Genomic DNA, 22,713 nt, shown 5'->3' on the forward strand with positions numbered 1-22,713 from the left:
CGCATTCATACCCCGGCTTTCGCACTTTCCGCCTTATCCCCGTCGCGGCGGTGCAAAAATCGCCGCGCGGATTGCGCGAAGCGCGCCCCGTGCCCAAACTCCCGAGCATGAGCGAATCGCAGTCGCAAATGGCGTTGTTTGAAGCGCCGGTTCCTTGGCAGGGCGCTCGCACGCCCACATTTCTGGAACGCATGGCTTCCCCGGAGAAAAGCCCGCCTGAAAAAGGCGCCGACGCTGCCGCGCTTCAAGCGCCGCTGACGAGCCTCAAGGGACTCGGCCCGCGCGGCGCGGAGCTTCTGACGAAGCTGCTCGCGAAGCCGCTGACGCCACCGCGCGTGATCGATCTCCTGTGGCACCTGCCGACGGGAACGCTCGACCGCAGGCTCACTCCATCCGTCAGCGAAGCGCTCCCCGGCGGCATCGTCACGCTCGTCGTGACGCCGGTGAAGCACAGCGCGCCGCCGCGCTCGGCATCGCGCGCGCCCGTTCGCATCGTGTGCGAGGACGAAAGCGGCGCGCTCGACATCGTCTACTTCCACGGCGACCGCGCTGGCATCAAGCGCCTGCTGCCGCTGGGCGAGCCGCGCCTCGTCTCCGGCCGTGTCGAGCGCCACGGCACGCGCCTCCAGATGACGCACCCCGATTATGTGCTCGAGCCGAACGAACGCCATCGCCTGCCCGCCATCGAGCCGGTCTACCCGTTGACGCTCGGCCTTACGCAGAAATTTCTCTATCGCGTCATCGGCGACGCGCTTGCGAGAGTGCCCGATTTCCCCGAATGGCTCGATACGTCGCTCGTCGAGGCGCAGGGCTGGCCGAGCTTTCGCAACGCGCTCGTGACGCTGCATCGCCCGCAAAGCCACGCCGACCTTGCGCTGTGGCACAAGGCACGCGAGCGGCTCGCCTATGACGAAGTGTCGAGCGCGCAACTCGCCATCGCGCTCGTGCGTCGCAGCCACCGCCAGCTTGCCGGGCGCTCGCTCGTCGGCGACGGCAGCCTCGCCGCGAAGATGCGCGCATCCCTGCCCTTCGCGCTGACGCGCTCGCAGGAAACCGCGCTCGCCGAGATCAAAGCCGACATGGCGTCGTCGCGGCGCATGCTGCGGCTGCTTCAGGGCGATGTCGGCGCGGGCAAGACGGTTGTCGCGGCGCTGGCCATGGCGAACGCCGTCGAGGCGGGCGCGCAAGTCGCGCTCATGGCTCCGACCGACGTTCTCGCCCGCCAGCATCTCGAAACGCTGACGCCACTATGCGAGGCGGCGGGCATTCCGCTCGGCTATCTCTCGGGGCGCGAACAGGGCCGCACGCGCGGGCGGCTTCTCGGCAAGCTCGCCAGCGGCGAAATCCGCGCGATCTGCGGCACCCACGCCCTGTTTCAGCCGGATGTGGTTTTCCGCGATTTCGGCCTCGCCATCGTCGACGAACAGCATCGCTTCGGCGTGGCGCAGCGGCTCGCCTTGCAAGAAAAGGCGCGAGCGGGCGATGCCGACATCCTCGTGATGACCGCGACGCCGATTCCGCGCACGCTGCAACTGTCGCTCCACGGCGACCTCGACGTGTCGCAACTCACCGAGAAGCCCGCGGGCCGCAAACCAGTCATCACGCGCACCGTGCCGCAGGAGCGACTGGAGGATGTGATCGAGGGGTTGCATCGCGCGCTCGGCGAAGGCGCGCAGGTCTATTGGGTGTGCCCCGCCGTCGAAAGCGAGACCGCGCGCGACATGACCGCCGTGACCGAGCGCGCCGCGCATCTGCGCCAGGTGTTCGGCGAGCGCGTCGGCCTCGTGCATGGCAAGCTTCCCGGCGCGGAGAAAGACGCGGCGATAGCCGCCTTCACCGCGCGCGAAACCACGATCCTCGTCGCGACCACCGTCATCGAAGTTGGCGTGAACGTGCCGAACGCGACCGTGATGATCATCGAGAACGCGGAGATGTTCGGCCTCGCGCAACTGCACCAGCTTCGCGGGCGCGTCGGGCGCGGCGCGGCGCAATCGTCCTGCATACTGCTCTACAAGGGGCCGCTGTCCGAGACGGCGAAATCGCGGCTCGACATCTTACGGCAGGTGGACGACGGCTTCGTGATCGCGGAGGAGGATTTGCGACTTCGCGGCGGCGGCGAGGTGCTGGGCGCGAAGCAGAGCGGCGATCCCGGCTTCCGCATAGCGGGTTGGCCCGAAGCCGCGCCGTTGATCGAGCGCGCCGCGACCGCCGTCCGCTATCTGCTCGGCCGCGATCCGTACCTCAAATCGGACCAGGGATTGGCCGCGCGCACCTGCCTCGCGCTGTTCGAGCGCGACGAAGCCATGCGGCTCTTGCAGGCGGGATAGCACCGCTCCACGTTAACTCCGCCTGTTCACGCAGGGCGTTGCACCAAATCGATTGGAGGCGTCAGCCCGACAGGCCACCCGCGAGCGACGGCACCGCGAGCGGCGAAAAGCCATAATGCTTCAGCCAGCGCAGATCGCCCGAGAAGAACGCGCGCAGGTCTGGCATGCCGTATTTCAGCATCGCGATGCGGTCGATGCCCATGCCGAAGGCGAAGCCCTGCCACTCGTCGGGGTCGATGCCGCAGGAGCGCAGCACGTTCGGATGCACCATGCCGCAGCCCAGGATTTCGAGCCAGTCGTTGCCCTGCCCGATCTTGAGTTCCGGCCCGGAGCGGTCGCACTGGATATCCACCTCGGCGGATGGCTCCGTGAACGGGAAGTGCGACATGCGGAAGCGCATGTTCACGTCCGGCACCTCGAAGAACGCCTTGCAAAATTCTTCGAGCACCCATTTCAGGTGGCCCATATGCGTGGCGCGGTCGATGACGAGGCCCTCGACCTGATGGAACATCGGCGTGTGCGTCTGGTCCGAGTCCATGCGGTAGACGCGGCCCGGCGCGATGATGCGGATCGGCGGCTGGCTCGCCATCATGGTGCGCACCTGCACCGGCGAGGTGTGCGTGCGTAGCAGCAGACGCTCGCCCTGCTCGTCCGGATTGAAGAAGAACGTGTCGTGCGCTTCGCGCGCCGGATGGCCGACGGGGAAGTTCAGCCGCGTGAAATTGTTATCGTCGGTCTCGATGTCCGGGCCTTCGGCGACCGAGAAACCCATGTCGGCGAAGATCACCATCAGTTCTTCCCAGACGCGGCTGATGGGATGGATGCGGCCTTCCGCTGCGGGATTCGTGCGCACCGGCAGGGTGACATCCACGCGGTCGGTGGCGAGTTTTTCGGCAAGCGCTGCGGCTTCGAGTTCTGCCTTGCGCGCCTCAAGCGCGGCGGCGACCGCGTCCTTCACCACGTTGACCGCCTGGCCGAAGCTCTTGCGTTCCTCCGCCGGGAGCGCGCCGAGCTTCTTCATCAGCTCCGAGATTTCGCCCTTCTTGCCGAGCGCCGAAACGCGGATGGCGTCGAGCGCGGCGAGGTCGCCCGCGCCTCCCACGGCCTCAAGCAGCCGGTTCGACAGTGCGTCAAGATCGGGTGCGGAATCCGCAAGCGTTTCCATGGGTGCTTCTCGTTCGGGAAGTGATGTGGCGATGTGCGATTGGCGTGCCACTTTTGGCCGGAGGGGTCAAGACCGCAGAACGCCGTTTGCGCAGGACAACGCCCGATGCGATGCCTGTGCCGCCGATGGCTCGCCGACAAAAAAGCCCGTCATGCGCCTGAAAAGCGCATGACGGGCTGTTCACGGAACAGACAGAATTGTCGAGTTGCAGCGACGCTTCAATTCGGGAGCGCGTGGGAGGGCTCGATTTTGCCCTCCTTCTCGGAAATCAGCTTCAAAACGTAAGTGATCTCGTCGCGCGCATCCCGCGTTGCGCGGGCGTCCTCCTTCGGAATTTCATCGGCGATCCGAAGAAGGATGTTCGCCAGCGCGAGCAACTCGGGCACTGTCAGTTCGTCAAGCCTCATGCAGACCTAAGCTCCGCGGGCAGAGCCTCGCGCGCCTTGCCGACGAGCGCCGCGAAGCCCGCCGGATCGGTGATGGCGAGGTCGGACAGCACCTTGCGGTCGATTTCGATGCCCGCCTTGTTGAGGCCGTCGATGAAACGGCCATAGGTAAGGCCATGCTCGCGCGTGGCGGCGTTGATGCGCTGAATCCACAGCGAGCGGAAATTGCGCTTCTTCGTCCGGCGATCGCGATAAGCATATTGCAGGCTCTTTTCGACCGCCTGCTTCGCGATGCGGATGGTGTTCTTGCGGCGACCGTAAAAGCCCTTCGCCTGCTCAAGAACCTTCTTATGACGGGCGTGTGCGGCTACACCGCGTTTCACACGTGACATTGTTCGTCGTCTCCAAGCTCAATCGTTGCGTCGTTTCGGTGATCAGTCAAGCCCGTAGGGGGCGAACTTCTTCACATGGTTCGCATCGCCCGGTTCGAGGACGACGCTGCCGCGCGCATTACGAATGAACTTCGGAGTCCGCTTGATCATGCCGTGACGCTTGCCGGCCTGCGAGGCGAGAACCTTGCCCGTTCCGGTGATCTTGAAGCGTTTCTTCACGCCACTCTTGGTCTTCATCTTGGGCATTTTGCTTCCTTTCTTATTAGGTCTCTCTCGCGAAACGACAATTGCGGCTGAAGAAGCCGCTTGCGCGTCTCGCATTTGGAGAAGCACGAAAAAGCCGCCACGGCATGCCCTGAAATGCGCCGGGCGGCTCGGTCCGGGGAGAATAGAGGGAGGTTGCGAAAGACGCAATAGGCTCGACGTGGAGAAAGACGATCAGAGTAACAAATGATGACACAATAAATCGACCGTCAAAGATTCACAGAATCCCAAAGTTTTTTCGACCTCGTAACCAACCTCTACCCGGAAGACCCGATCGAGGCGGCAATCGACGACAGGGCGACGACAGCTTTTTTTCCTTTGTCTGTTCGCTAAAATTTACAATGTCGGGCGATTTTTTTCGTAATATCCATTTGGCCGGCGGTTGATTGTTATGAGCTCTGTTACGTACACCATTCCTATTTTTGTTTCTTTTCTTCTCAATCTTATCGTATTTTGCAAGCAGTACATCAGAGGCTGTAAGTCGCCACATCGCATCGTTGTGATATGATTTGCGAGATCGGCGCATGTCGCATCCCGAAACGAGCTCGATTTATAGCATTGACCTATATCAAACGTCGCTTATGCGAATCTTTCGCCGTATGTATCAACGACGTTTAATAACTCCTAGTCAGCGCAAATCGATTCCCCAAATACCCTTCCGAAGATCACATCGACATTGCGCATGTGGTGCTGCGGGTCGAACAGCGCCTCGATCTTTTCGGGCGGGAGCGCCGCCGTCACGTCGGCGTCGGCCTTGAGGAACGTGAGGAACTCGCCCTCCCCGCGAAACGCGCGCATGGCGTTGCGCTGCACGAGGCGATAGGCGTTCTCGCGGCTGACGCCCGCCTGCGTAAGCGCAAGCAGCACCTGCTGCGAATGCACGAGCCCGCCGCCGCGTTCGAGGTTCTCTTTCATCTTCTCCGGGTAGACCACGAGCTTGTCGATCACGCTAGCGAGCCGCGCCAGCGCGAAATCGAGCGTCACGGTCGCGTCCGGGCCGATCAGCCGCTCGACCGACGAATGCGAGATGTCGCGTTCATGCCAGAGCGCCACGTTTTCCATCGCGGGGATCGCATAGCCGCGCACGAGGCGCGCAAGGCCGGTGAGATTTTCCGTCAGCACCGGATTGCGCTTGTGCGGCATCGCCGACGAGCCCTTCTGCCCCTCGGAGAAGAACTCCTCCGCCTCGCCCACTTCGGTGCGCTGAAGATGGCGGATCTCGGTCGCGAGCCGCTCCACCGACGACGCAATCACGCCGAGCGTCGCGAAGAACATGGCATGGCGGTCGCGCGGGATGACCTGCGTCGAGACAGGCTCCGGCTTGAGGCCGAGCTTTTCGGCGACGTAAGCCTCAACGCGCGGATCGAGATGCGCGAAGGTGCCGACCGCGCCGGAAATCGCCGCCGTGCCGACATCCTCTTTCGCGCGCAGGAGACGCTCCTTCGCGCGGGTGAACTCGGCATAGCCGAGCGCCATCTTGAGACCGAACGTCGTCGGTTCCGCGTGAATGCCGTGGCTGCGGCCGACGGTGACGGTGTATTTGTGTTCGAGCGCGCGGCGCTTCAGCGCGGCGAGCAACGCGTCGATGTCGGCGAGCAGAATATCGGCCGCGCGGGTCAATTGCACGGCGAGGCAGGTGTCGAGCACGTCGGACGACGTCATGCCCTGGTGCATGAAACGCGCCTCGGGGCCCGCATGCTCGCTGACGCTCGTCAGGAAGGCGATGACGTCGTGCTTCACTTCGCGCTCGATCTCGTCGATGCGGGCGATGTCGAATGCGCCCTTGTCGCGTAGCACCTTGGACGTGCCCGCCGGGATCGTGCCGAGCTGCTCCATCGCCTCAGCGGCGAGCGTCTCGATTTCGAGCCAGATTTCATAACGTGACTGGTCGGACCAGATGGCGGCCATCTGCGGGCGGGAATAGCGCGGGATCATGGAAAACTCTCAGGCTGCGGCGGCTGCGCCGTCTTTTGCATCGATCTTTGCAGCGATGCTTAGCTGATGAGCCTGCAAAAGCGCAAGCAGCGATGGCAGAGGCGTGCGCCCGGAGGTGAACGCGATGGTGCCGTGACCGCGTTTCGCGCCGACGCCGACGATGTGGCCGCGCTCCGAAAGCACGTTCGCGATGCGGCGCGCGATCGCCGGAGCCGGGTCGAGCCAGGTTACGGGCCACGGCGAAAGCGCGTCGAGGCGTTCGAGCAGAAGCGGGTAATGCGTGCAACCGAGCACCACGACATCGGTGCGCGCGTCGGCATCTTCAACGAAGCAGGGCGCGATCTCCCGCGCGATGGCTGCGTCGGACACCGGCTCGCCACTGGCGTAGCCTTCTGCCAACTCCGCGAGGTTCGCCGCGCCGACGAGCGTCACGCGTGCGCCCAACGCATATTTTTCGATGAGCGTGTGCGTATATTCCCGCGCGACCGTTCCGGGTGTGGCGAGCACCGAGACGAGGCCGCTTCGTGTGATGGCGGCGGCGGGCTTGATCGCGGGGACAGTGCCGACAAAGGGCACCGTAAAGGCGGCCCGCAGCGCCGAAAGCGCGACTGTCGATGCGGTGTTGCAGGCGAGCACGACGCAATCCGGCTCGAACGCGGCGAGCGCGCCGCCGACGAGGTCGAGAAGCCGTTCGACCAGTTCGCCCTCGGGCTTCGAGCCGTAGGGAAAGGCGGCGTCATCGGCGATGAAATGCACCTCCGCTTCGGGGATCGCGGCGCGCGCGGCCCTCAGAACGGTGAGACCGCCGAGGCCTGAGTCGAGGAAAAGAAGCCTCGCGGCGCGTTTGCTATCGCTCATGGAATCGCCATCGCCTTTCAGCCGTTCGCGCGGAGGCAAGCCAAAGGCCGCCGCATCTCGCGAAACGCCGTCCGCGACTCATACTGCATTCATGCGCTTGCGAAAAGGTTGCGATAGCTCTGCGTGCCGTCCGGCAGGGATGCGGAAGCCTCATAGACGCCGCGCGCGATGGCCCGGGCGAGGCAGTTCGCGGCGGCCGCGCCGATGTAGGGCAGCGCCGTGTCGCGGTCGGAAAGCGCCGCCCGGCCCGTCGCGAGCGCGAAAACGATGTCGCCATCGAGCGGCGAGAATACCGGATGGATCGCGCGCGCCATGCCCGCCGCCGCCATTGTGGCGATGCGCTTCGCCTGTGTTTGCGTCAGCGGAGCGTCCGTCGCGACGACACACAGCGTCGTGTTTGCACCAGCCAGCGCCCCGTATTTCAGCACCGGCCGCGCGGCTTCCGGCGGGAGCGGGTATGGCAGGCCGAGCCCGCCGAACTCGCCGCCGTGCTCATAGGGGGCGGCCCAGAAATGCGGCGTGTCCGCGACCGTCACCGCGCCTGCCGCATTCACGGCCGTGAGCGCACCGACGACCACGGATTCGCCGCCGAACGTCAGGCGCTCGGACGCGCTGCCAAGGCCGCCGCGCATCGAAAGCCCGGCACCCCGCGCCACTGTCGCGCCATAGCCCGCGCCCGCCGAACCCAGTGCGAAATCGACGCCCGCCGCCTCGGCAGCCTTGAAGCCAAGCTCGCGATAGGGCGCCTCGCGGCCCCAGTCCTTATTGCCACCGTTGATGAGATCGAACAGGATCGCCTGCGGGACGATGGGCACCCGCACCGGGCCCACCTGAAAGCCACGCCCGTTTTCGCGGAGCCATGTCTGCACGCCGCTCGCCGCGTCAAGGCCAAAGGCGCTGCCGCCGGAAAGCACGATGGCGTCCGCCGCGCCGACCGTACCTTCGAGGCCGATGGCGTCGCGCTCGCGTGTGCCGGGGCCGCCGCCCATCACCGTCGCCGCAGCCACCACCGGCGCGTCGGCCAGAATGATCGTCGTGCCGCTCGCGATCCGCGCATCCTCGGCGTTGCCGACCCGCAGCCCTTCGACATCGGTGATGAGATTGCGCATGCCGTCCGCTCCATCGCTGTGAAAGGCTACGGCTTAATGTAGGGCATGCCTCGCTTTAGCGTAATGCCAGGCGGCGCAAAGGTTTCGTGATTGGATGTGAACGTCAGGCACCGGCTTATTCCCGACGCGTATCAGGGCGTGACGGTGCAGGAGATGCCGCGCTGCTTGATGGCGCCGCACAACGCCGTCGCCGCAGTCTTCGCCTTGTACGGCCCGGCCTGAATGCGATAGCCGCCCGCGCCCAACTCGACATCGAGATTGCGGTTCACAAGGATGTCGGCAAGCTGCGCCTTGATCTGGCGAGCGGTGGCCTGCCCAGCCTGGTGACTTGGGGCGGAGCCGAAGACGATGAGGAAGCCATCGGCCGGTGCCGCCACGGCCGATGCCGATGTCGAAACGGGCGTCACGGGGGGTGTGGAAACTTTCGCCGCTGGCGTCGCTTTCGCAATGCGCGCGGGCTTCGCGGGCGCATCGGCTTGAAGCGAGGGATCGACGCGGATCGGCGCGGCGCGACGCGTCGGCGCCGCACTGACGACGACCGCAGAGGCAGCCGGCTGCGTTGCAGTCTGCGACGAGGCCGAGGCCTGCCAGCCCTGTTGCTGTGGCGGCTGCACCTGAGCAGCCTGCTGACGGCTGGGCGATCCACCGAAAATGCTGTCGAAGAACCCGCCGATACCGCCCGAGGAAGAGGACGCGGCCTGCTGTGGCGCGGGCTGCGGTGCGGGTACCGCGTTCGATACGGGCTGCGACGCACCCGCTTGCCTGGAGCGCCCCTGAACGGCCTGCGCCGGTTGCGGTGATGCGGCAGCCTGTTGCTGTGGGTTCAAACCCATCGCGGCTATCACACGATCCTTGCCCTCCGTCGCTACCTTGCGGTCGGCGGCGGGAAGGCTCTCCATCCAGAGCGCGTTGGAATAGTCCTGAAGCGCGCGAGCATAGGAGCCGCTTCTTTCATTGATGCGGGCACGGAGCAGGATCGCGCGCGCCGCGAGCTCTCCGCTTAGACCAGCGCGAAAGGCGGTGTCGATCAGGGCCGACGCGTCCGAATAGGCCCCCGCGTCGAAGGATCGGGTTGCGCGACTTAGAAGGTCCAGCCCGCGACTGTCGCCGCTCTGCGCGAACGCGCTCAAGGATCCCCCGGACAGTCCGGCGGAAAGACCGAAGGACAAGCCGAGAACAACGACAAACAATCTAAGGCAGCCAAGCCACATGGAAAAGCAATCGCCCGTTCTGTCACCGATTTAAGACATGCGCTAACGCACCCGAACGTGCACGCAACCACAAGATTAGGGCATAGCGATGTCGAAGTGTGTAACCCGATTCGGACAGGTCAAGCGCCGATGCGGGGATGCTATCCACAAACGCCGGGCGCTATCGTCGCGATTTGCACAGGAATCCCGAGCAGGGAACGAAGGGGGCCTCGGCGCGAGCGGCCCCAATTGGGCGGAAAAAGAATCTGACAGAGCGCTCATCCACGCCTACCGCCGTTTCATCCGGCCCCGTCCCTCCGCGCTCTACTTTGAAAAAGTCGTCGTCCCTCTTCAACCAGTAGCGGAATTGCCGCAAGGCGGGCGTCGTCGTTGAGCAGCACCTGCGCCCGCTGTGTTCGTCGATGGCGCGCCACGAGAAATGCGCCCGGATCATCTCCTGACATGCATCGCGTCGGCGGGCTGGTGGCCAGGGCGCAGCATTCGCGAAAGCCTTACAAATCCGCACGGCAGTGTCATCCGCTGAGTTTGCTTGCGGCCGCGAAGCGCAAGCACTCTCGCTGCGGCTCGCTTTCAGCTGCCGTTTCGTTGATCCCAGTCTGCGCAGGCTACCGACTGATCAACGTCACGTAAGATAACATATAAATTTGAAATAAAATTTCTTTGCAAGTATTCAGAAGTAAAAAATTTGAAGTTTCGCGGCGCCTTTAGTGCTTATTAAGAAAAGCGTCCTAAATAGTAATACCATCAAGCTTGGCCTCAGGTTGTGTCGACATCGGTCGAGCCCAATAAACGGGGGGCATATGTTCTTTCTTCGATCATGCGCTCGTGACGCGGAGGTTTCCCAGTTGAGCTCTGATGCAATCGACCAAACGAAAGCGGGAGCGCTCGAACTCGAAGGCAATCTGGGGCCTCGTGATGCAAGCGCACTGCATGAAGCCCTTCTCGTCGCCCTAGGCGGCGAGGACGAAGTCGTAGTGGACGCAAGGCGCGTCACATCGCTCGACGTCTCAATCCTCCAGGTGCTGATCGCAGCCGATATCGCCGCCGAGAAACTCGGGCGCACGATCACGCTGCTGCGGGTGCCTGAAGGTGCTGTCGAGGCGACCTTCGCCAGGGCGGGCCTTGCCATTCCGCCCGGCTTTTCGCTGACCCAGTCGGCCCTTTCACGATAGCGGAGAAGTCTCATGTCGAAAACAATCCTTGCCATCGACGATTCACCGTCGGTTCTCCAGATGGTCTCCCTCACCTTGTCATCGGCGGGCTTTCGGGTGGTCGAGGCAGTTGATGGCGCAGACGGCTATGCGAAAGCCGTGGCCAATCCCATCGATGCAGTGATCACCGACCTCAACATGCCCCGACTGAACGGGCTCGAATTCATCCGCAAATATCGAAGCCACCCATCCAGCGCCGGCGTGCCAGTCATCTTTCTTTCCACGGAATCGGACGTCACCTCGAAGAATGAGGCGAAGGCCGCCGGAGCCACGGGCTGGATCGTCAAGCCTTTCAAGCAGGACCAAATCCTGGCCATCCTGAAAAAGGTTCTCGGTGCATGAAAGCCTCCGATCCCGCAGATACCTTCCGTCAGGAAGCGCGCGAGCTCCTGGACACACTCGAAGAGACGCTGCTCGACCTTGGACAAAGGCCAGACGACAAGGCGCTCGTGGATGGGAGCTTCCGGGCTCTCCACACGCTGAAAGGCTCAGGCGCGATGTTCGGCTTCGACGAGATGGCGGAGTTCGTGCACGAATTCGAAACGGCCTTCGACCGCGTCCGCAAAGACAACGCGCCGATAAGTCCCGCGCTCGTGGCCATCGCACTGGCGGCGAAGGACCACATCCATAAGCTCATCGTCGAGCCCGCCCTTCATGCCGACGGCACGGTCAGGCTCCTTGGTGAACTGCGCGAGACGGCCAACAACGCGGAGTGCGGAGAAACCGGCAATGCGGATGCGGTCGCCGTGGCTGTTTCCGAGCGGCCGCGCGGAGGTTGCCGTGTGCGCTTCTGGCTTCCGTCCGACGCCATCGCTTTCGGCACGAACCCGCTGCTTCTTCTCGATGAGCTGCGCGAGCTTGGAGCTTCGTCCGTGCTGGCTCTGACTGATCGGTTGCCACCGCTCGAAGCGATGAATCCGCAGGCGTCCTATCTCGGCTGGGAAGTCGCCTTTGAAAACGAGGTCAGTGCCGACAAGATCGAGGACGTCTTTCTTTTCATCCGCGACGGAATGGACCTTCTGATCGAGCCGACCGATCAGGGCGACGCGTTCTCAACTACCGAACCAGCCGAAGATCAAGACAGCGAAACTCCCCTGCCCGCGAAGCCGGATGCGCAGGAACCTGCCCGCCGCGCAACGGATACCGCACCTCAGGCCGACAAGGCCAACTCATCCGTACGCGTCGCGGCCGAGCGGCTGGACGAACTGATGGACAGGGTTGGCGAACTGGTGATCGTCCAGTCGCGTCTCTCCCAGATCGCGGGCGCGAGCGCCGATCTCAACCTCAAGGCGGTCGTGGAAGAACTCGGCAGGCTCTCTTCGGGCCTTCGCGACACCACCATGGGCATCCGCATGGTGCCGATCGGCACGGTGTTCTCGCGCTTTCGCCGTCTCGTTCACGACCTGTCGAATGCCCTCGGCAAGGAGGTGGATTTCGTCACGACCGGCGGTGAAACCGAACTCGACAAGACCATGATCGAGCGCTTGGCGGACCCGCTGGTGCATATCATTCGCAACTCAATCGATCACGGGCTGGAAAGCCCGGAGAAAAGGGCCAGCAACGGCAAGCCTGCCAGGGGACAGGTCCGCCTCGCTGCGATCCACACGGGCGCGGAAGTTGCGATCACGATCACCGATGACGGCGCCGGTCTCGACGCCGCGCGCATTCGCGCAAAGGCCGAAGAGGCCGGGCTTCTTTCGCCCGATCAGAAGATCAGCGCTCACGATCTTTGCCAGCTCATCTTCCATCCCGGCTTCTCGACGGCGGCCGAAGTTACGTCCGTCTCTGGACGCGGCGTCGGAATGGACGTCGTCAAACGGGCGGTCGAGGGGCTGCGCGGCACGATAGACCTGACCACGACACCCGGACAGGGCACGGTCGTGACACTCCGCCTTCCGCTGACCCTTGCGATCATCGAAAGCATGCTCGTGCGGGTCGGCGGGGGACGCTACGCCATCCCGCTCTCGGCGGTCGAAGAATGCGTCGAGCTGCCGAGCGCAGCCGAACTCGGCGGAAGTGGCAAGAACTTCCTCAACATCCGGGATCGGATCGTGCCCTTCCTGCGGCTGCGGGAGCTGTTCAAGGTCGATGCGCCGCCGGAGCTGCATCAGAAGGTCGTCATCGTCTCGGCGGGGGAGTCCCGGGTCGGCTTCGTCGTCGACCAGATCATCGGCAACAGCCAGACGGTCATCAAGTCGATGTCGAAGCTCCATTTCGATGTCGAGACCTTCTCCGGAGCAACGATCCTCGGAGACGGCACGGTGGCGCTCATCCTCGACATCGGCTCGCTCGTCGCCTTCGGCCAGGGCTTTGAAAGACAATGGAGAGGCGAAGGCCTCGGGAAAGGCGAAGGCTTTGGGAGAGGCGAAGGCCTCGGGAGGGTGGCATGAACCGCGCGTTCGAGAAGACGGGCGTTCCGGCGAGCATGAAGGCACTGACCATCGGACTGAACAGCGAGATATTCGCGCTTCCGGCCGAGTCCGTCAGAGAAATCCTCGACATGGTGCCCGTCACCGAGGTGCCCAATGCCAGGGCTTTCGTCGGCGGGGTGCTCAACGTGCGGGGCAAGGTCGTGCCCCTCGCCGATCTCAGGGTGATGTTCGGCATGGAGCGGACGCCACCCGATACCAACACACGCATCGTGGTCATCGAGGTCGATCTGGAGGGTGAACCGGCGCTGGTCGGCATCCTCGCCGACAAGGTGCACGACGTCACGGAAATCGAAGGCGCTTCCGTCGAGGACGCGCCTGCGGTGGGCATGCGCTGGCGAGCGGAGTTCATCCGCGGCATCGGCAAGCGCGGCACGGACTTCATCATCATTCCCGACATGGCACGGATCTTTGGGCCGAAGGAGGATCGCGAGTTATCCTCCACCCCGGATGAAAGGAAGCTATAAATGCAACTCTCTCTCAAAGCGAAACTGGCACTCGCCTTCGGCGCCCTGCTGCTGCTCATAAGCGGCCTCGGCGGGATCGCGATCATGCAGATGAACAAGATGGAGGCCCAAACGATCGTCATCACGAACAGGTGGTTACCGAGCGTCGATGCCGTGCACGGCATCAACGCCGCATTGGGACGATATCGTGCCGCCCAGTTCAGACTTGTGATGGCGAAAACGCCGGAAGAAAAGCGTTTTTCAGAAGAACGCTTGGACGAATTCAGTCAGCGCTTCAAAAAGTACCAAGAAAAATATCAGGCGCTTATCTCGCAGCCACAGGAGAAGGAACTCTATGAGAGTTTCCTCGGCAAACTGGGCCACTACATGGAGTTCTCGCACCAACTGATTAATCTGGTGCGAGAGAGCCAGACGGAAGTGGCCGAGCAAAAACTCAACGAGAACCGCGCAGCTTTTGAGGATACGTCCTCAGCCCTCAATCGACTGGTTTCACTCGCCGTGTCCGGCGCAGACGCAGCCGGCGCAGAAGCCGACGCCGTCTTTGCCCAGTCCCAGACGATCGTCTTCACCTTCATCGGCATTGCGCTCCTCGTCGGCATCGGCACGGCCGTATTCCTCATCCGCGACATCTTGCGCACACTCGGCGGCGAGCCAGCCTATGCCCGCGATGTGATCAAGGAAATCGCCGACGGCAATCTCAACGTCAAGGTAGCCACCCGCGCCGGAGACCACAGCAGCCTTCTGGCGACCGCTCGCGATATGGTTGCGAAGCTCAAGGGCGTCATCTCCGACGTTACCGTGTCCGCTCGCAATGTCGGTGCCGGAAGCCAGGAACTGTCGGCGACGGCGGAGGAACTGAGCCAGGGTGCCACCGAGCAGGCCTCGTCCACCGAAGAAGCGTCATCCTCGGTCGAGCAGATGGCGTCGAATATCAAGCAGAACGCCGACAACGCCGCTCAAACCGAAAAGATGGCGCGCCAGTCGGCCGCCGATGCCAAGACGAGCGGCGAAGCGGTGGGCAAGGCCGTCCAGGCCATGGAGACTATCGCCCAGAAGATTCTGATCGTGCAGGAGATCGCCCGGCAGACCGACCTCCTCGCGCTCAATGCGGCGGTCGAAGCGGCCCGCGCTGGCGAGCATGGTCGCGGGTTTGCGGTCGTCGCTTCCGAGGTCCGCAAGCTTGCCGAGCGTAGCCAGGCGGCGGCTCAGGAAATCTCCGGTCTTTCCGGCGACACGGTCAAAGCGGCCCAGCAGGCAGGCGAGATGCTGACGCGCCTCGTGCCCGACATCCAGCGTACCGCCGAACTCGTGCTGGAAATCTCGAACGCGACCCGGGAGCAGAACGCGGGCGCGGCGCAGATCAACATCGCGATCCAGCAGCTCGACAAGGTGACACAGCAGAACACCGCCGCTTCCGAGGAGATGGCATCGACCTCCGAAGAACTGGCAAGCCAGGCCGAGCAGCTTCAGCAGGCCGTCAGCTACTTCCAGATCGATGAGACAGGCGCGGCTAGACCCGAGCGCAGCCGACCCGCGAAGGCGACGGGCCGCCTCAGCGTCGCTCAAATGCAGGACGCGTTACGCCACGCCGCCCCCTCGATTGCGGTGAACCACAACCCGGCGAGAAAGCCGAAGCCCTCGGGCCACAACGGCTTCGCCCTCAACATGGATGAGCTTGGCGACGACCTCGACAAGCAGTTCATGCGCAACGGAGCGGCGTAAGCCTCTTCCACCCCGTAGGCCCCGGCCGCGAGCCGCCGGGGCCTAAATGAGAACCAGGGAGAACAGGATGGCCGACCAAACACACTATGTCACGCTTGGCGTCGCCGGTGGCCTTTTCGCGGTGCCCGTCGAGAGCGTTCAGCAAATTCTTGAGATCCAGCCTATCGCGGCCATGCCGAACGCCCCGGCCGATTTTATCGGCCTGATCGACGTTCGTGGCCAGAACGTGCCCGTGATCGATCTGCGGGCGAAGCTCGCGTTGCCTGCCGCGGCGGACACGCAAAATACCCGCATCATCGTCCTAGACGTTTCGGTTGAGAATGCCACACGCCGGTTCGGACTGAAAACAGACCAGGTTTTTGAGGTGACCGGCCTCGACGAGGGCGCGCTGGAGCCGCCGCCCGATCTTGGAGCGCGTTGGCGCGCCGATTGCGTGGCGGGCGTGGGACGGCGCGCGGGGGCTTTCGTCACGGTCCTCGATCTCGACCAACTGTTTCTGGCTGACGCTCTTTCGTCAGACAGTGCGGTTGAGACGCTACAGACTAACTGACGGCTGTCCACTCGATGGACTGGATTTGTTTTAGTGGAGTTTTGGAATGGCCGTTGCCCTGCTTGCCGATGCCCGGCGCGAGAGTTTGCCCGATCCCGATCAACTCGGAGACCACGACTTTGTCCGCATAGCAAACCTCGTCAGTCGGCAGACCGGGATCCGCCTGCCGCCCTCAAAGAGAACGATGATCGAGACGCGACTTCGCAAGCGCATGCGCGCCTGCGCCAAGCCGACTTTCGACGCTTATTGCAGCTACCTGTTCGATACGGGTGTTCTCGAGTCCGAGTTAACGCACCTGATCGATGTCGTGACGACAAACAAGACGGACTTCTTCCGCGAGCCTGAGCATTTCAGTTTTCTTGCCAATCGAGCCGTGCCGGATCTTCTCGCCCGCCGTCATGGCGAGAGAACCCCGCATCTGAAACTCTGGAGCGCGGCGAGTTCAAATGGCGCCGAGGCCTACACCATGGCCATGGTCCTCGCCGAACTGGCAAGCGCCAAGCTCCGCTTCCTTTTCTCAATTCTCGGCACCGACGTTTCGACAAGGATGTTGGCATCGGCCAGGCGCGCGGTCTATCCGGCGGGCTTCGTGGCTCCGGTCCCGGAGCCGCTGCGGCGACGCTATTTCATGCGTTCGCGCGATCCCGAAGCCAATGAGGTGCGTGTCGTCCCCGAGTTGCGGCAGCATATGCAATTTTCGGCCATCAATCTGATGGCCGAAACCTATCGCTTCGACCACGACTACGATGCCATTTTCCTGCGCAACGTCCTGATCTATTTCGAAAAGGACATACAGATTGAAGTCACCCGCAGATTGGTCAGCCATCTGAGACCGAACGGCTATCTCTTTCTCGGCCATTCAGAGACATGGGTCGGCAACAGTTTGAACGCCCGACAGGTCGCTCCATCCATCTACCAGGTCTCGTGAGGCAACCGATGCGCGCTCCATCAAGAAGCTCCGGCGAGAAGCCACGAGTCCTGATCGTGGACGACTCCGCGTCGGTCCGCCAGGCCCTGGCGGATATCATTTCCAGCGACCCCGAACTCGAGGTGATGGGGACGGCTTCCGATCCCTATGTCGCCGCGGAGCGCATCCGCCGCGAGGTGCCCGACGTCATCTTTCTCGATATCGAGATGCCGCGCATGGACGGCCTGACTTTCCTGCGCAAGATCATGGCGCAGCGCCCTCTGCCGGTCGTGATCTGTTCGAGCCTGACCGAAGAGGGGTCGAGCACCCTCATGGAGGCGATGGAGGCGGGGGCCGTCGACGTCGTGACAAAGCCGCGCGTCGGGTCAGTCGAGTTCCTTCAGCACTCGCGAATGCGGATCTGCGATACCGCCAAAGCCGCCGCGCAGGCGAAGCTGAAGCCGCGAGCGGCTCAACCGCTTCGGGTGGAGGGGAAATTCACGGCGGACGCGATCATTCCCCGGGGTTGGGCTCGAAGGCGCGCCGACTTGGAGAGCGCCAGCGACATGATCGTCTGCATCGGCGCGTCAACCGGGGGTACGGAAGCTCTCCGCGATATCCTCCTCGCACTACCCGCTGAGTGTCCTCCGGTCGTCATCGTTCAGCACATGCCGGAAAAGTTCACCGCCGCATTCGCGCGCCGCCTCGATGGCATTTGCGCCGTGTCGGTCAAGGAGGCCAAGAGCGGAGACGCAGTGGTTCCGGGGCGTGTGCTGATCGCGCCGGGGAATCGCCACATGCTCCTCCAGCGCGCAGGCTCCCGCGTCAGCGTGACCATCAAGGACGGACCTCCGGTCTGTCGGCACCGGCCTTCGGTGGACGTGCTCTTTCGGTCGGCGGCGCAGCACCTCGGGCCGCAAGCGCTCGGCATGTTGTTGACGGGCATGGGCGACGACGGGGCGCAGGGCCTTCTGGAGATGCGTGAGGCGGGTGCCTTCACGATCGCTCAGGACGAGGAAAGCAGCATCGTTTTCGGTATGCCGAGGGAAGCGATTCAGCGAGGGGCGGCTGTAAAGGTTCTACCTCTGTCGCGCATGGCGCACGTGATCATGCAGGCGCGCAACCACACAGTCGATATGGTGAAGGCGTCATGACGGCACTGAACGCGGTGGCTATCGAGAAGCCAAGAAGGTTTTTCGCACGGGATGTCGGCGATCTTTCGGAGATGATCGCGGAGATTGCCGAGCCTCGGAAGGCGATCGAGCGGACCTTCCTCGAAATGGGCGAACGTCTGATATGCGGTGTGAAGTTGCTCCGGACCGTTTCAGCCGCTCATGAGGCCATGGGGGCAGAGTTTCAGGGCCGCGATTTCCTTAGCGTCGTCGGGAGCGTGCACGCGCTGCGCGACGAGGTGGCCGACATCGTCGGCCATCTTGCGACCGACGATACCGGCGTCGGACAGCTCGCGGAAACGATCCAGAAGCTGAAGGATCCCCTCGACGATCTGGGCAATGCCGTCCGAATGCTGGGCCTCATCGCACTCAACGCACGCGTGGTGGCGGCCGGCATCGATGCAGGCGACGAAGATCTCGCCGCCTTTGTCGCCGAGATGACCGATATTGGGCGTGATGCCCGCGCGACAGTCCGCTCGATTCTGGACATCCACACCCGCGTTTGCCAAACCGTCGCCAGCGCGAAGCAGGGCCACCTCGCCTTCAACCGCGAACAGGCGAAGATCATGGCGACGATCTCGGAACGGCTCAGGGCCGATCTCGCCACCATCGAACTTCAACAAGGCCGTGCGGCTGCGCATGCAACGCGATCCGGCCAACTGACATCGGCGATCAGCGCACGGATCGGCGATGCGATTGCGGCCATGCAGATCGGTGACAGCACGCGTCAGCGGCTTGAGCATGTCGAGGACATCCTGGGCTCGATCAGGGATCGCGCCGATGATGATACCCAAGCGATGCTTTTTCGTCTGGCGGCGTTGCAGCTTGCCTCGACGAACGAGGACTTTGTCACCGAGGTTGGAGCATTGTCGTCTGCGCTCGACGGGACTCGCCGCGATGCCGAGGCCGTGCTTGAGGAAGGCCGGGAACGGGCGGACGAGATCCTCGCGGACAGCAGCCATGCCCTGACCGCTCTGGGGAAAAATCTTCAATCCATCGTTCCCCTCTTGCAGCAGGACGCGGAGATGCGTCGCGCCGGCCGCAAGCTCGGCGAGGAAACGGCGGATGCCATGCAGGAAATGCTCGGTCAGATGGATGCCATTGAGGCGACCGAACATGTGGTTCAGCTCCTGCGTCTGAACATGGCCATCCGCTGCACGCGGCTCGGAGAAAGCGCGCATGGCCTGCGTGTGATCGCGGCCGAACTGGGCGCTGTCGCCAAAAGCGCCCGAAGCGCGGCGACTAGAATGCGTCAGATCCTCACCCACCTGAAACACACCGTCGAAGCTGCCCGCGAGGGCGCGGCACGTCTCGGCGTCCATGAGGTGAATGGCGACCCCATGGCTGCGGCGAGGCTGCTTGAGGCGGTTCTCGGGCGCGTCAAACAGGAGGCGGTTACTTTGAAGCGGGCGGGCCCGAAAACCATCGGCGTTCTCGATGAAGCGGCGGAGCGCGTTCGCCATTGCGCTGCCGGTCAGGACGTTTGGCCGGATCTCATCTCGACGCTTACTTTCGCAGCAGGAGAGCGGGATTTCGCAAATTTGACCGTCGACCTCGAAAGACTAGCCGCGATCCGCTCCCGGTACACGATGCATAAAGAGAGAGTCATCCACGACCAGGCTTGCGGGGACGCAACTGTGTCGTTCGATTGCATCGATACGCAGGAAGAAGCCGGAGAAGACCTCGATAGCCTCTTGTTTTAAGCTGCCGCACCAGATGTTCAGTCCCATCCTGTGATGGTCTGGTTTTCGGATGAAGCGCGCGACGGACTTGGAGCCGGGGCAACCACGCTTCGCCTATGTCTTGAATAAAAACATCTGGCAAAAACTACACTCGGGGAGAACGGGTATCGCGCACGCCCAGACATGCCCTAACAACGCTCGCCCGATTTCGCCAGCGCAGGCGGCGCAACCGGCGCGGCGCTCCGCGTCGTCAACAGCAGGCCTGCTCCGATGATGGCCGCGCCGACAAATGCGCGCGGCTCAAGCGGCGTGCCGAGCGCGATGTAGGACAGGATCACCACCCAGAACGGGTTCAGCAGGTGATAGGACGCCGCGCTCGCCGCTCCGCTCCAGCGGATGAGCAGGAGCCAGAGCACGCTCGCCCCGATGCTTACCACGACGGTGAGATAAAGGATCGCCAGCGTGGCTGAGACCGTAAAGGTCGGCGCAACAACGCCTTTCAGCGCGAGCACCGGCAGCAGAGCGAGCGCGCCCGCGGTCGATTGCCAGAAATTGAGCGTGATCACCGGAAGCCCGGTCGCGCGGCCGCGAAACAGCACGGTTGCCATCGCGAAAGCGGTCGTGCCGCCGACGGCGAGCGCGACGCCCACGGCATCGCCCGCACCGATATCGAAGCCGATGATGACGATCACCCCCGCAAAGCCGATAAACACACCCAGCGTCTTGACGAGATCGAACCGCTCATGCCCGAGCGCCACCGAAAAAAGGATGGCAAGGAACGGCGCGCAACTCACGATCACACCCACCACGGCGGCCGAGGTGAAGGCGAGCGCGGAAAAGTTCATGCCAAGATACACTGCATTGTTCAGCAGGCCGAAGAGCAGACCAGTCTTCACGATGCGGGTGTTCCATGCCACCCGGTTCCCGAGGCAGAACGGCGCCATGATCGCGGCGCTCAACGCGAAGCGGATCACCAGCGCCAGAATTGGGTCGACATCGCGCACGGCGATCTTGCCGGCGACGAAGGCGGAACTCCAGATCAGGCTGAAAAGGAGCACGAGGGCGATGAGGGCGGGGCGCGATATCTGGGTCATGAGCGAAGGATCGCAGGCCGAACGCTCGTTGCAAAATTAATAATCAGCGCGCTATAATAAGCTAGAGTGATATGCTGGGGTGGCAATCCATCTGCACCAGTCGCAGCAAAAGGAAGCGCATCCTTGGCCAACATCGCCGACACAGCATCGACGCTTACCGACCGCCGCATCACGCTCGAACAACTGCGCGCCTTCGTAATGGTTGCGGAAGGCGGCAGCTTCGCTGGTGCGAGCCTCGATCTTGGCCGCACGCAATCCGCCGTGACGCAAAGCCTGAAGAAGCTTGAGCAGATTCTCGATTGCGTGCTTCTGGAGCGCCGTCAGGGCCATTTCGCCGGGCTTACGCTCGAAGGTGCGCGCTTCCTGCCGATGGCGAAAGAGATCCTCGCCCGTCTCTCCGATGCGGTCGGCTCGTTCCAGCGGCCGCCGCTGGCGGGGCGCATCCGGCTTGGTGTGCCCGACGATTTCGACGTGCTGGACATCCACGGCGTTCTCTCGCGCTGCCTCGACATGAACCCCGAGCTGCGCATCGAGGTGACCTCCGCGATGTCCGCCGCCATCGTCGACATGTTCAACGCGGGCGAGATTGATGTGGCTTTGCTCAACCGCGCGCGCGGCGAAAGCCCGAACGTCGGCGGCGCGCCACGAAAGGTGCTTCGCAGCGAGCCGCTGACCTGGCTCGGCCGCGAGAAGACAGCGCTCGGCCAGTTTACAACGGTGCCGCTGGTTGGCTTCCCCGATGGCTGCACCTACCGCAAGACGATGCTCCTCGCGATGCAGCGCGTGGGCAAGCCGAGCTGCCTCGCCTACACAAGTTCGTCTTACGAGAACATCCGCAGGGCGGTTTCGGCAGGGCTCGGCATCGCCGTGCTGCCACGCGGCTCTGCCGGGCGCGATCACGTGATTCTCGGCGCTGAAGAGGGCTTTCCGCCCCTGCCGGAAGCCGAACTCGTCATGGTCGCGAACGCGCGCGACGAGCTTTACCGCAAGTTTGCGGCGTTTCTCGAAAGCTCACCCAGCGTCGCCAACGGGGTGCGGCGTCTTTCGTCTGCGGCTTGAGCGACGCCCCGTTGTTTGAGGATACCAAAGCTAATGGGGTCAAACCTGAGGCGTGCGACCGGCCAGCACTTCAGCGAGCATTAGACGCTTCGTCTGTTGGCTTGTTGCGACCCGTAACGACAAAGCGCCTTGTCCGCTTATAAGCATTGCATACATTATGAAAATTGCCACTTCCACCCTTGCTTCCCGGTGAACGTCGACGAGAGCAAGTCGAATGATTTTCCGGTTCCTCGATGCAAGCAAAAGTGGAGCTTGGAGTTCAAACCGATCTGCCGTAGGGTTCTGTGTCAGGATGACGAACCGAAAGCGTGGCGATCTTGCGCACCTTGTTGGCCATTATTATCTCGATTGGCCTTGTGCTTAGCATAAGCACAAGTTCGGCCATGGCCACGCACTCCGTCTCCATGCAGGGCCATGCCCTCGAAAGCGACGCTTCCAGCCATCACGCCTCCGCACAGTCCATGATGCCCGAGCACAAGGGCGGCATGGGTGGTTGCCATAAAGCTCCGTCGAAGGCTCCTGCCGACGCGTGCAACGGCTGCGGCTCCAAGGCGAAATGCACGCACGACTCCTGCTTGTGCTTGAAATGCTTCAGCGCGATGGTCGATGTGCGGCCGGTTGCCCTTGCCGCCATGACCATCCCCACGCGCCACATTCTTCATCGGGCCAATAGGCCGCCCGACAGCATGCGCCAACCTCCGGCACCGCCTCCACAAGTCTGATCCCATTCGAACCGAGTCCCAGCACGTTCTGCGGTTGCTCGCGGCTGCGCG

The 22,713-nt window shown here is 63.2% G+C and carries 21 protein-coding genes; 12 read left to right on the forward strand and 9 right to left on the reverse strand.

Features of this window, described 5'->3' with window-relative positions; genetic code table 11:
• Positions 1-191: 191 nt before the first annotated feature.
• On the forward strand, positions 192-2,327 hold the full coding sequence (recG, locus tag T281_RS05415) for an ATP-dependent DNA helicase RecG (protein ID WP_052037098.1): 2,136 nt from the start codon (positions 192-194) through the stop codon (positions 2,325-2,327).
• Positions 2,328-2,388: 61 nt separating this feature from the next.
• Here recG and pheS read toward each other — a convergent pair whose 3' ends face one another.
• The 8 genes from pheS to T281_RS05455 all read right to left on the reverse strand — a co-directional run bounded on the left by pheS (position 2,389) and on the right by T281_RS05455 (position 9,566).
• Positions 2,389-3,492, reverse strand: a complete 1,104-nt coding sequence (gene pheS, locus T281_RS05420) for a phenylalanine--tRNA ligase subunit alpha (RefSeq protein ID WP_037235398.1) — start codon at positions 3,490-3,492, stop codon at positions 2,389-2,391.
• 218 nt (positions 3,493-3,710) lie between these two features.
• Positions 3,711-3,899: a hypothetical protein gene (locus tag T281_RS05425; RefSeq protein ID WP_013418493.1), complete on the reverse strand. Its 189-nt coding sequence runs from the start codon at positions 3,897-3,899 to the stop codon at positions 3,711-3,713.
• Complete coding sequence (rplT, locus tag T281_RS05430) at positions 3,896-4,270, reverse strand: 50S ribosomal protein L20 (RefSeq protein WP_037235402.1); 375 nt, start codon at positions 4,268-4,270, stop codon at positions 3,896-3,898. The genes T281_RS05425 and rplT overlap by 4 nt, the downstream gene beginning before the upstream one ends.
• 42 nt (positions 4,271-4,312) lie before the next feature.
• Positions 4,313-4,516, reverse strand: coding sequence for a 50S ribosomal protein L35 (rpmI, locus tag T281_RS05435; protein WP_037235405.1), 204 nt, complete (start codon positions 4,514-4,516; stop codon positions 4,313-4,315).
• A gap of 642 nt (positions 4,517-5,158) precedes the next feature.
• A complete protein-coding gene (gene purB / locus T281_RS05440; protein WP_037235407.1) occupies positions 5,159-6,469 on the reverse strand; it encodes an adenylosuccinate lyase in 1,311 nt (436 codons plus the stop codon).
• Positions 6,470-6,478: 9 nt separating this feature from the next.
• Complete coding sequence (murI, locus tag T281_RS05445; RefSeq protein WP_037235460.1) at positions 6,479-7,327, reverse strand: glutamate racemase; 849 nt, start codon at positions 7,325-7,327, stop codon at positions 6,479-6,481.
• An 89-nt stretch (positions 7,328-7,416) separates the two neighbouring features.
• Complete coding sequence (locus T281_RS05450; RefSeq protein WP_037235409.1) at positions 7,417-8,436, reverse strand: P1 family peptidase; 1,020 nt, start codon at positions 8,434-8,436, stop codon at positions 7,417-7,419.
• A gap of 131 nt (positions 8,437-8,567) precedes the next feature.
• On the reverse strand, positions 8,568-9,566 hold the full coding sequence (locus tag T281_RS05455; protein ID WP_155955109.1) for an SPOR domain-containing protein: 999 nt from the start codon (positions 9,564-9,566) through the stop codon (positions 8,568-8,570).
• A 926-nt stretch (positions 9,567-10,492) separates the two neighbouring features.
• On the opposite strand from T281_RS05455, the gene T281_RS05460 reads away from it, so the two are divergent.
• The 9 genes from T281_RS05460 to T281_RS05500 all read left to right on the forward strand — a co-directional run bounded on the left by T281_RS05460 (position 10,493) and on the right by T281_RS05500 (position 19,808).
• Positions 10,493-10,819 (forward strand): STAS domain-containing protein, encoded by a 327-nt coding sequence (locus T281_RS05460; RefSeq protein WP_037235414.1) that lies wholly within the window; start codon positions 10,493-10,495, stop codon positions 10,817-10,819.
• Between the two features lie 12 nt (positions 10,820-10,831).
• Positions 10,832-11,200: a response regulator gene (locus tag T281_RS05465; RefSeq protein ID WP_037235416.1), complete on the forward strand. Its 369-nt coding sequence runs from the start codon at positions 10,832-10,834 to the stop codon at positions 11,198-11,200.
• Positions 11,197-13,248 (forward strand): chemotaxis protein CheA, encoded by a 2,052-nt coding sequence (locus T281_RS05470; RefSeq protein ID WP_037235419.1) that lies wholly within the window; start codon positions 11,197-11,199, stop codon positions 13,246-13,248. The genes T281_RS05465 and T281_RS05470 overlap by 4 nt, the downstream gene beginning before the upstream one ends.
• Positions 13,245-13,754, forward strand: a complete 510-nt coding sequence (locus T281_RS05475; protein WP_052037091.1) for a chemotaxis protein CheW — start codon at positions 13,245-13,247, stop codon at positions 13,752-13,754. The genes T281_RS05470 and T281_RS05475 overlap by 4 nt, the downstream gene beginning before the upstream one ends.
• Positions 13,755-15,476 carry a methyl-accepting chemotaxis protein gene (locus T281_RS05480; protein ID WP_037235423.1) on the forward strand — a complete coding sequence of 574 codons (1,722 nt, stop codon included), beginning with the start codon at positions 13,755-13,757 and terminating at the stop codon, positions 15,474-15,476.
• 67 nt (positions 15,477-15,543) lie between these two features.
• Complete coding sequence (locus T281_RS05485; protein ID WP_037235426.1) at positions 15,544-16,026, forward strand: chemotaxis protein CheW; 483 nt, start codon at positions 15,544-15,546, stop codon at positions 16,024-16,026.
• 46 nt (positions 16,027-16,072) lie between these two features.
• On the forward strand, positions 16,073-16,954 hold the full coding sequence (locus T281_RS05490; protein WP_081796615.1) for a CheR family methyltransferase: 882 nt from the start codon (positions 16,073-16,075) through the stop codon (positions 16,952-16,954).
• An 8-nt stretch (positions 16,955-16,962) separates the two neighbouring features.
• Positions 16,963-18,087, forward strand: a complete 1,125-nt coding sequence (locus T281_RS05495; RefSeq protein ID WP_037235429.1) for a protein-glutamate methylesterase/protein-glutamine glutaminase — start codon at positions 16,963-16,965, stop codon at positions 18,085-18,087.
• Positions 18,084-19,808 carry a hypothetical protein gene (locus T281_RS05500; RefSeq protein ID WP_037235432.1) on the forward strand — a complete coding sequence of 575 codons (1,725 nt, stop codon included), beginning with the start codon at positions 18,084-18,086 and terminating at the stop codon, positions 19,806-19,808. Before T281_RS05495 ends, T281_RS05500 begins: the two co-directional genes overlap by 4 nt.
• 167 nt (positions 19,809-19,975) lie before the next feature.
• On the opposite strand, the gene T281_RS05505 is transcribed toward T281_RS05500, so the two are convergent.
• A complete protein-coding gene (locus T281_RS05505; protein ID WP_052037093.1) occupies positions 19,976-20,881 on the reverse strand; it encodes a DMT family transporter in 906 nt (301 codons plus the stop codon).
• 123 nt (positions 20,882-21,004) lie between these two features.
• Between T281_RS05505 and T281_RS05510 the strand changes: the two genes are divergently transcribed.
• The gene (locus T281_RS05510; protein ID WP_052037095.1) at positions 21,005-21,940 is read left to right on the forward strand and encodes a LysR substrate-binding domain-containing protein; all 936 of its coding nucleotides are present in this window, start codon (positions 21,005-21,007) and stop codon (positions 21,938-21,940) included.
• Positions 21,941-22,323: 383 nt separating this feature from the next.
• Positions 22,324-22,662: a hypothetical protein gene (locus T281_RS18660; RefSeq protein WP_155955110.1), complete on the forward strand. Its 339-nt coding sequence runs from the start codon at positions 22,324-22,326 to the stop codon at positions 22,660-22,662.
• Positions 22,663-22,713 lie beyond the last annotated feature (51 nt).

It is taken from the genome of Rhodomicrobium udaipurense JA643, from assembly GCF_000636015.1.
GTDB lineage: Bacteria > Pseudomonadota > Alphaproteobacteria > Rhizobiales > Rhodomicrobiaceae > Rhodomicrobium > Rhodomicrobium udaipurense.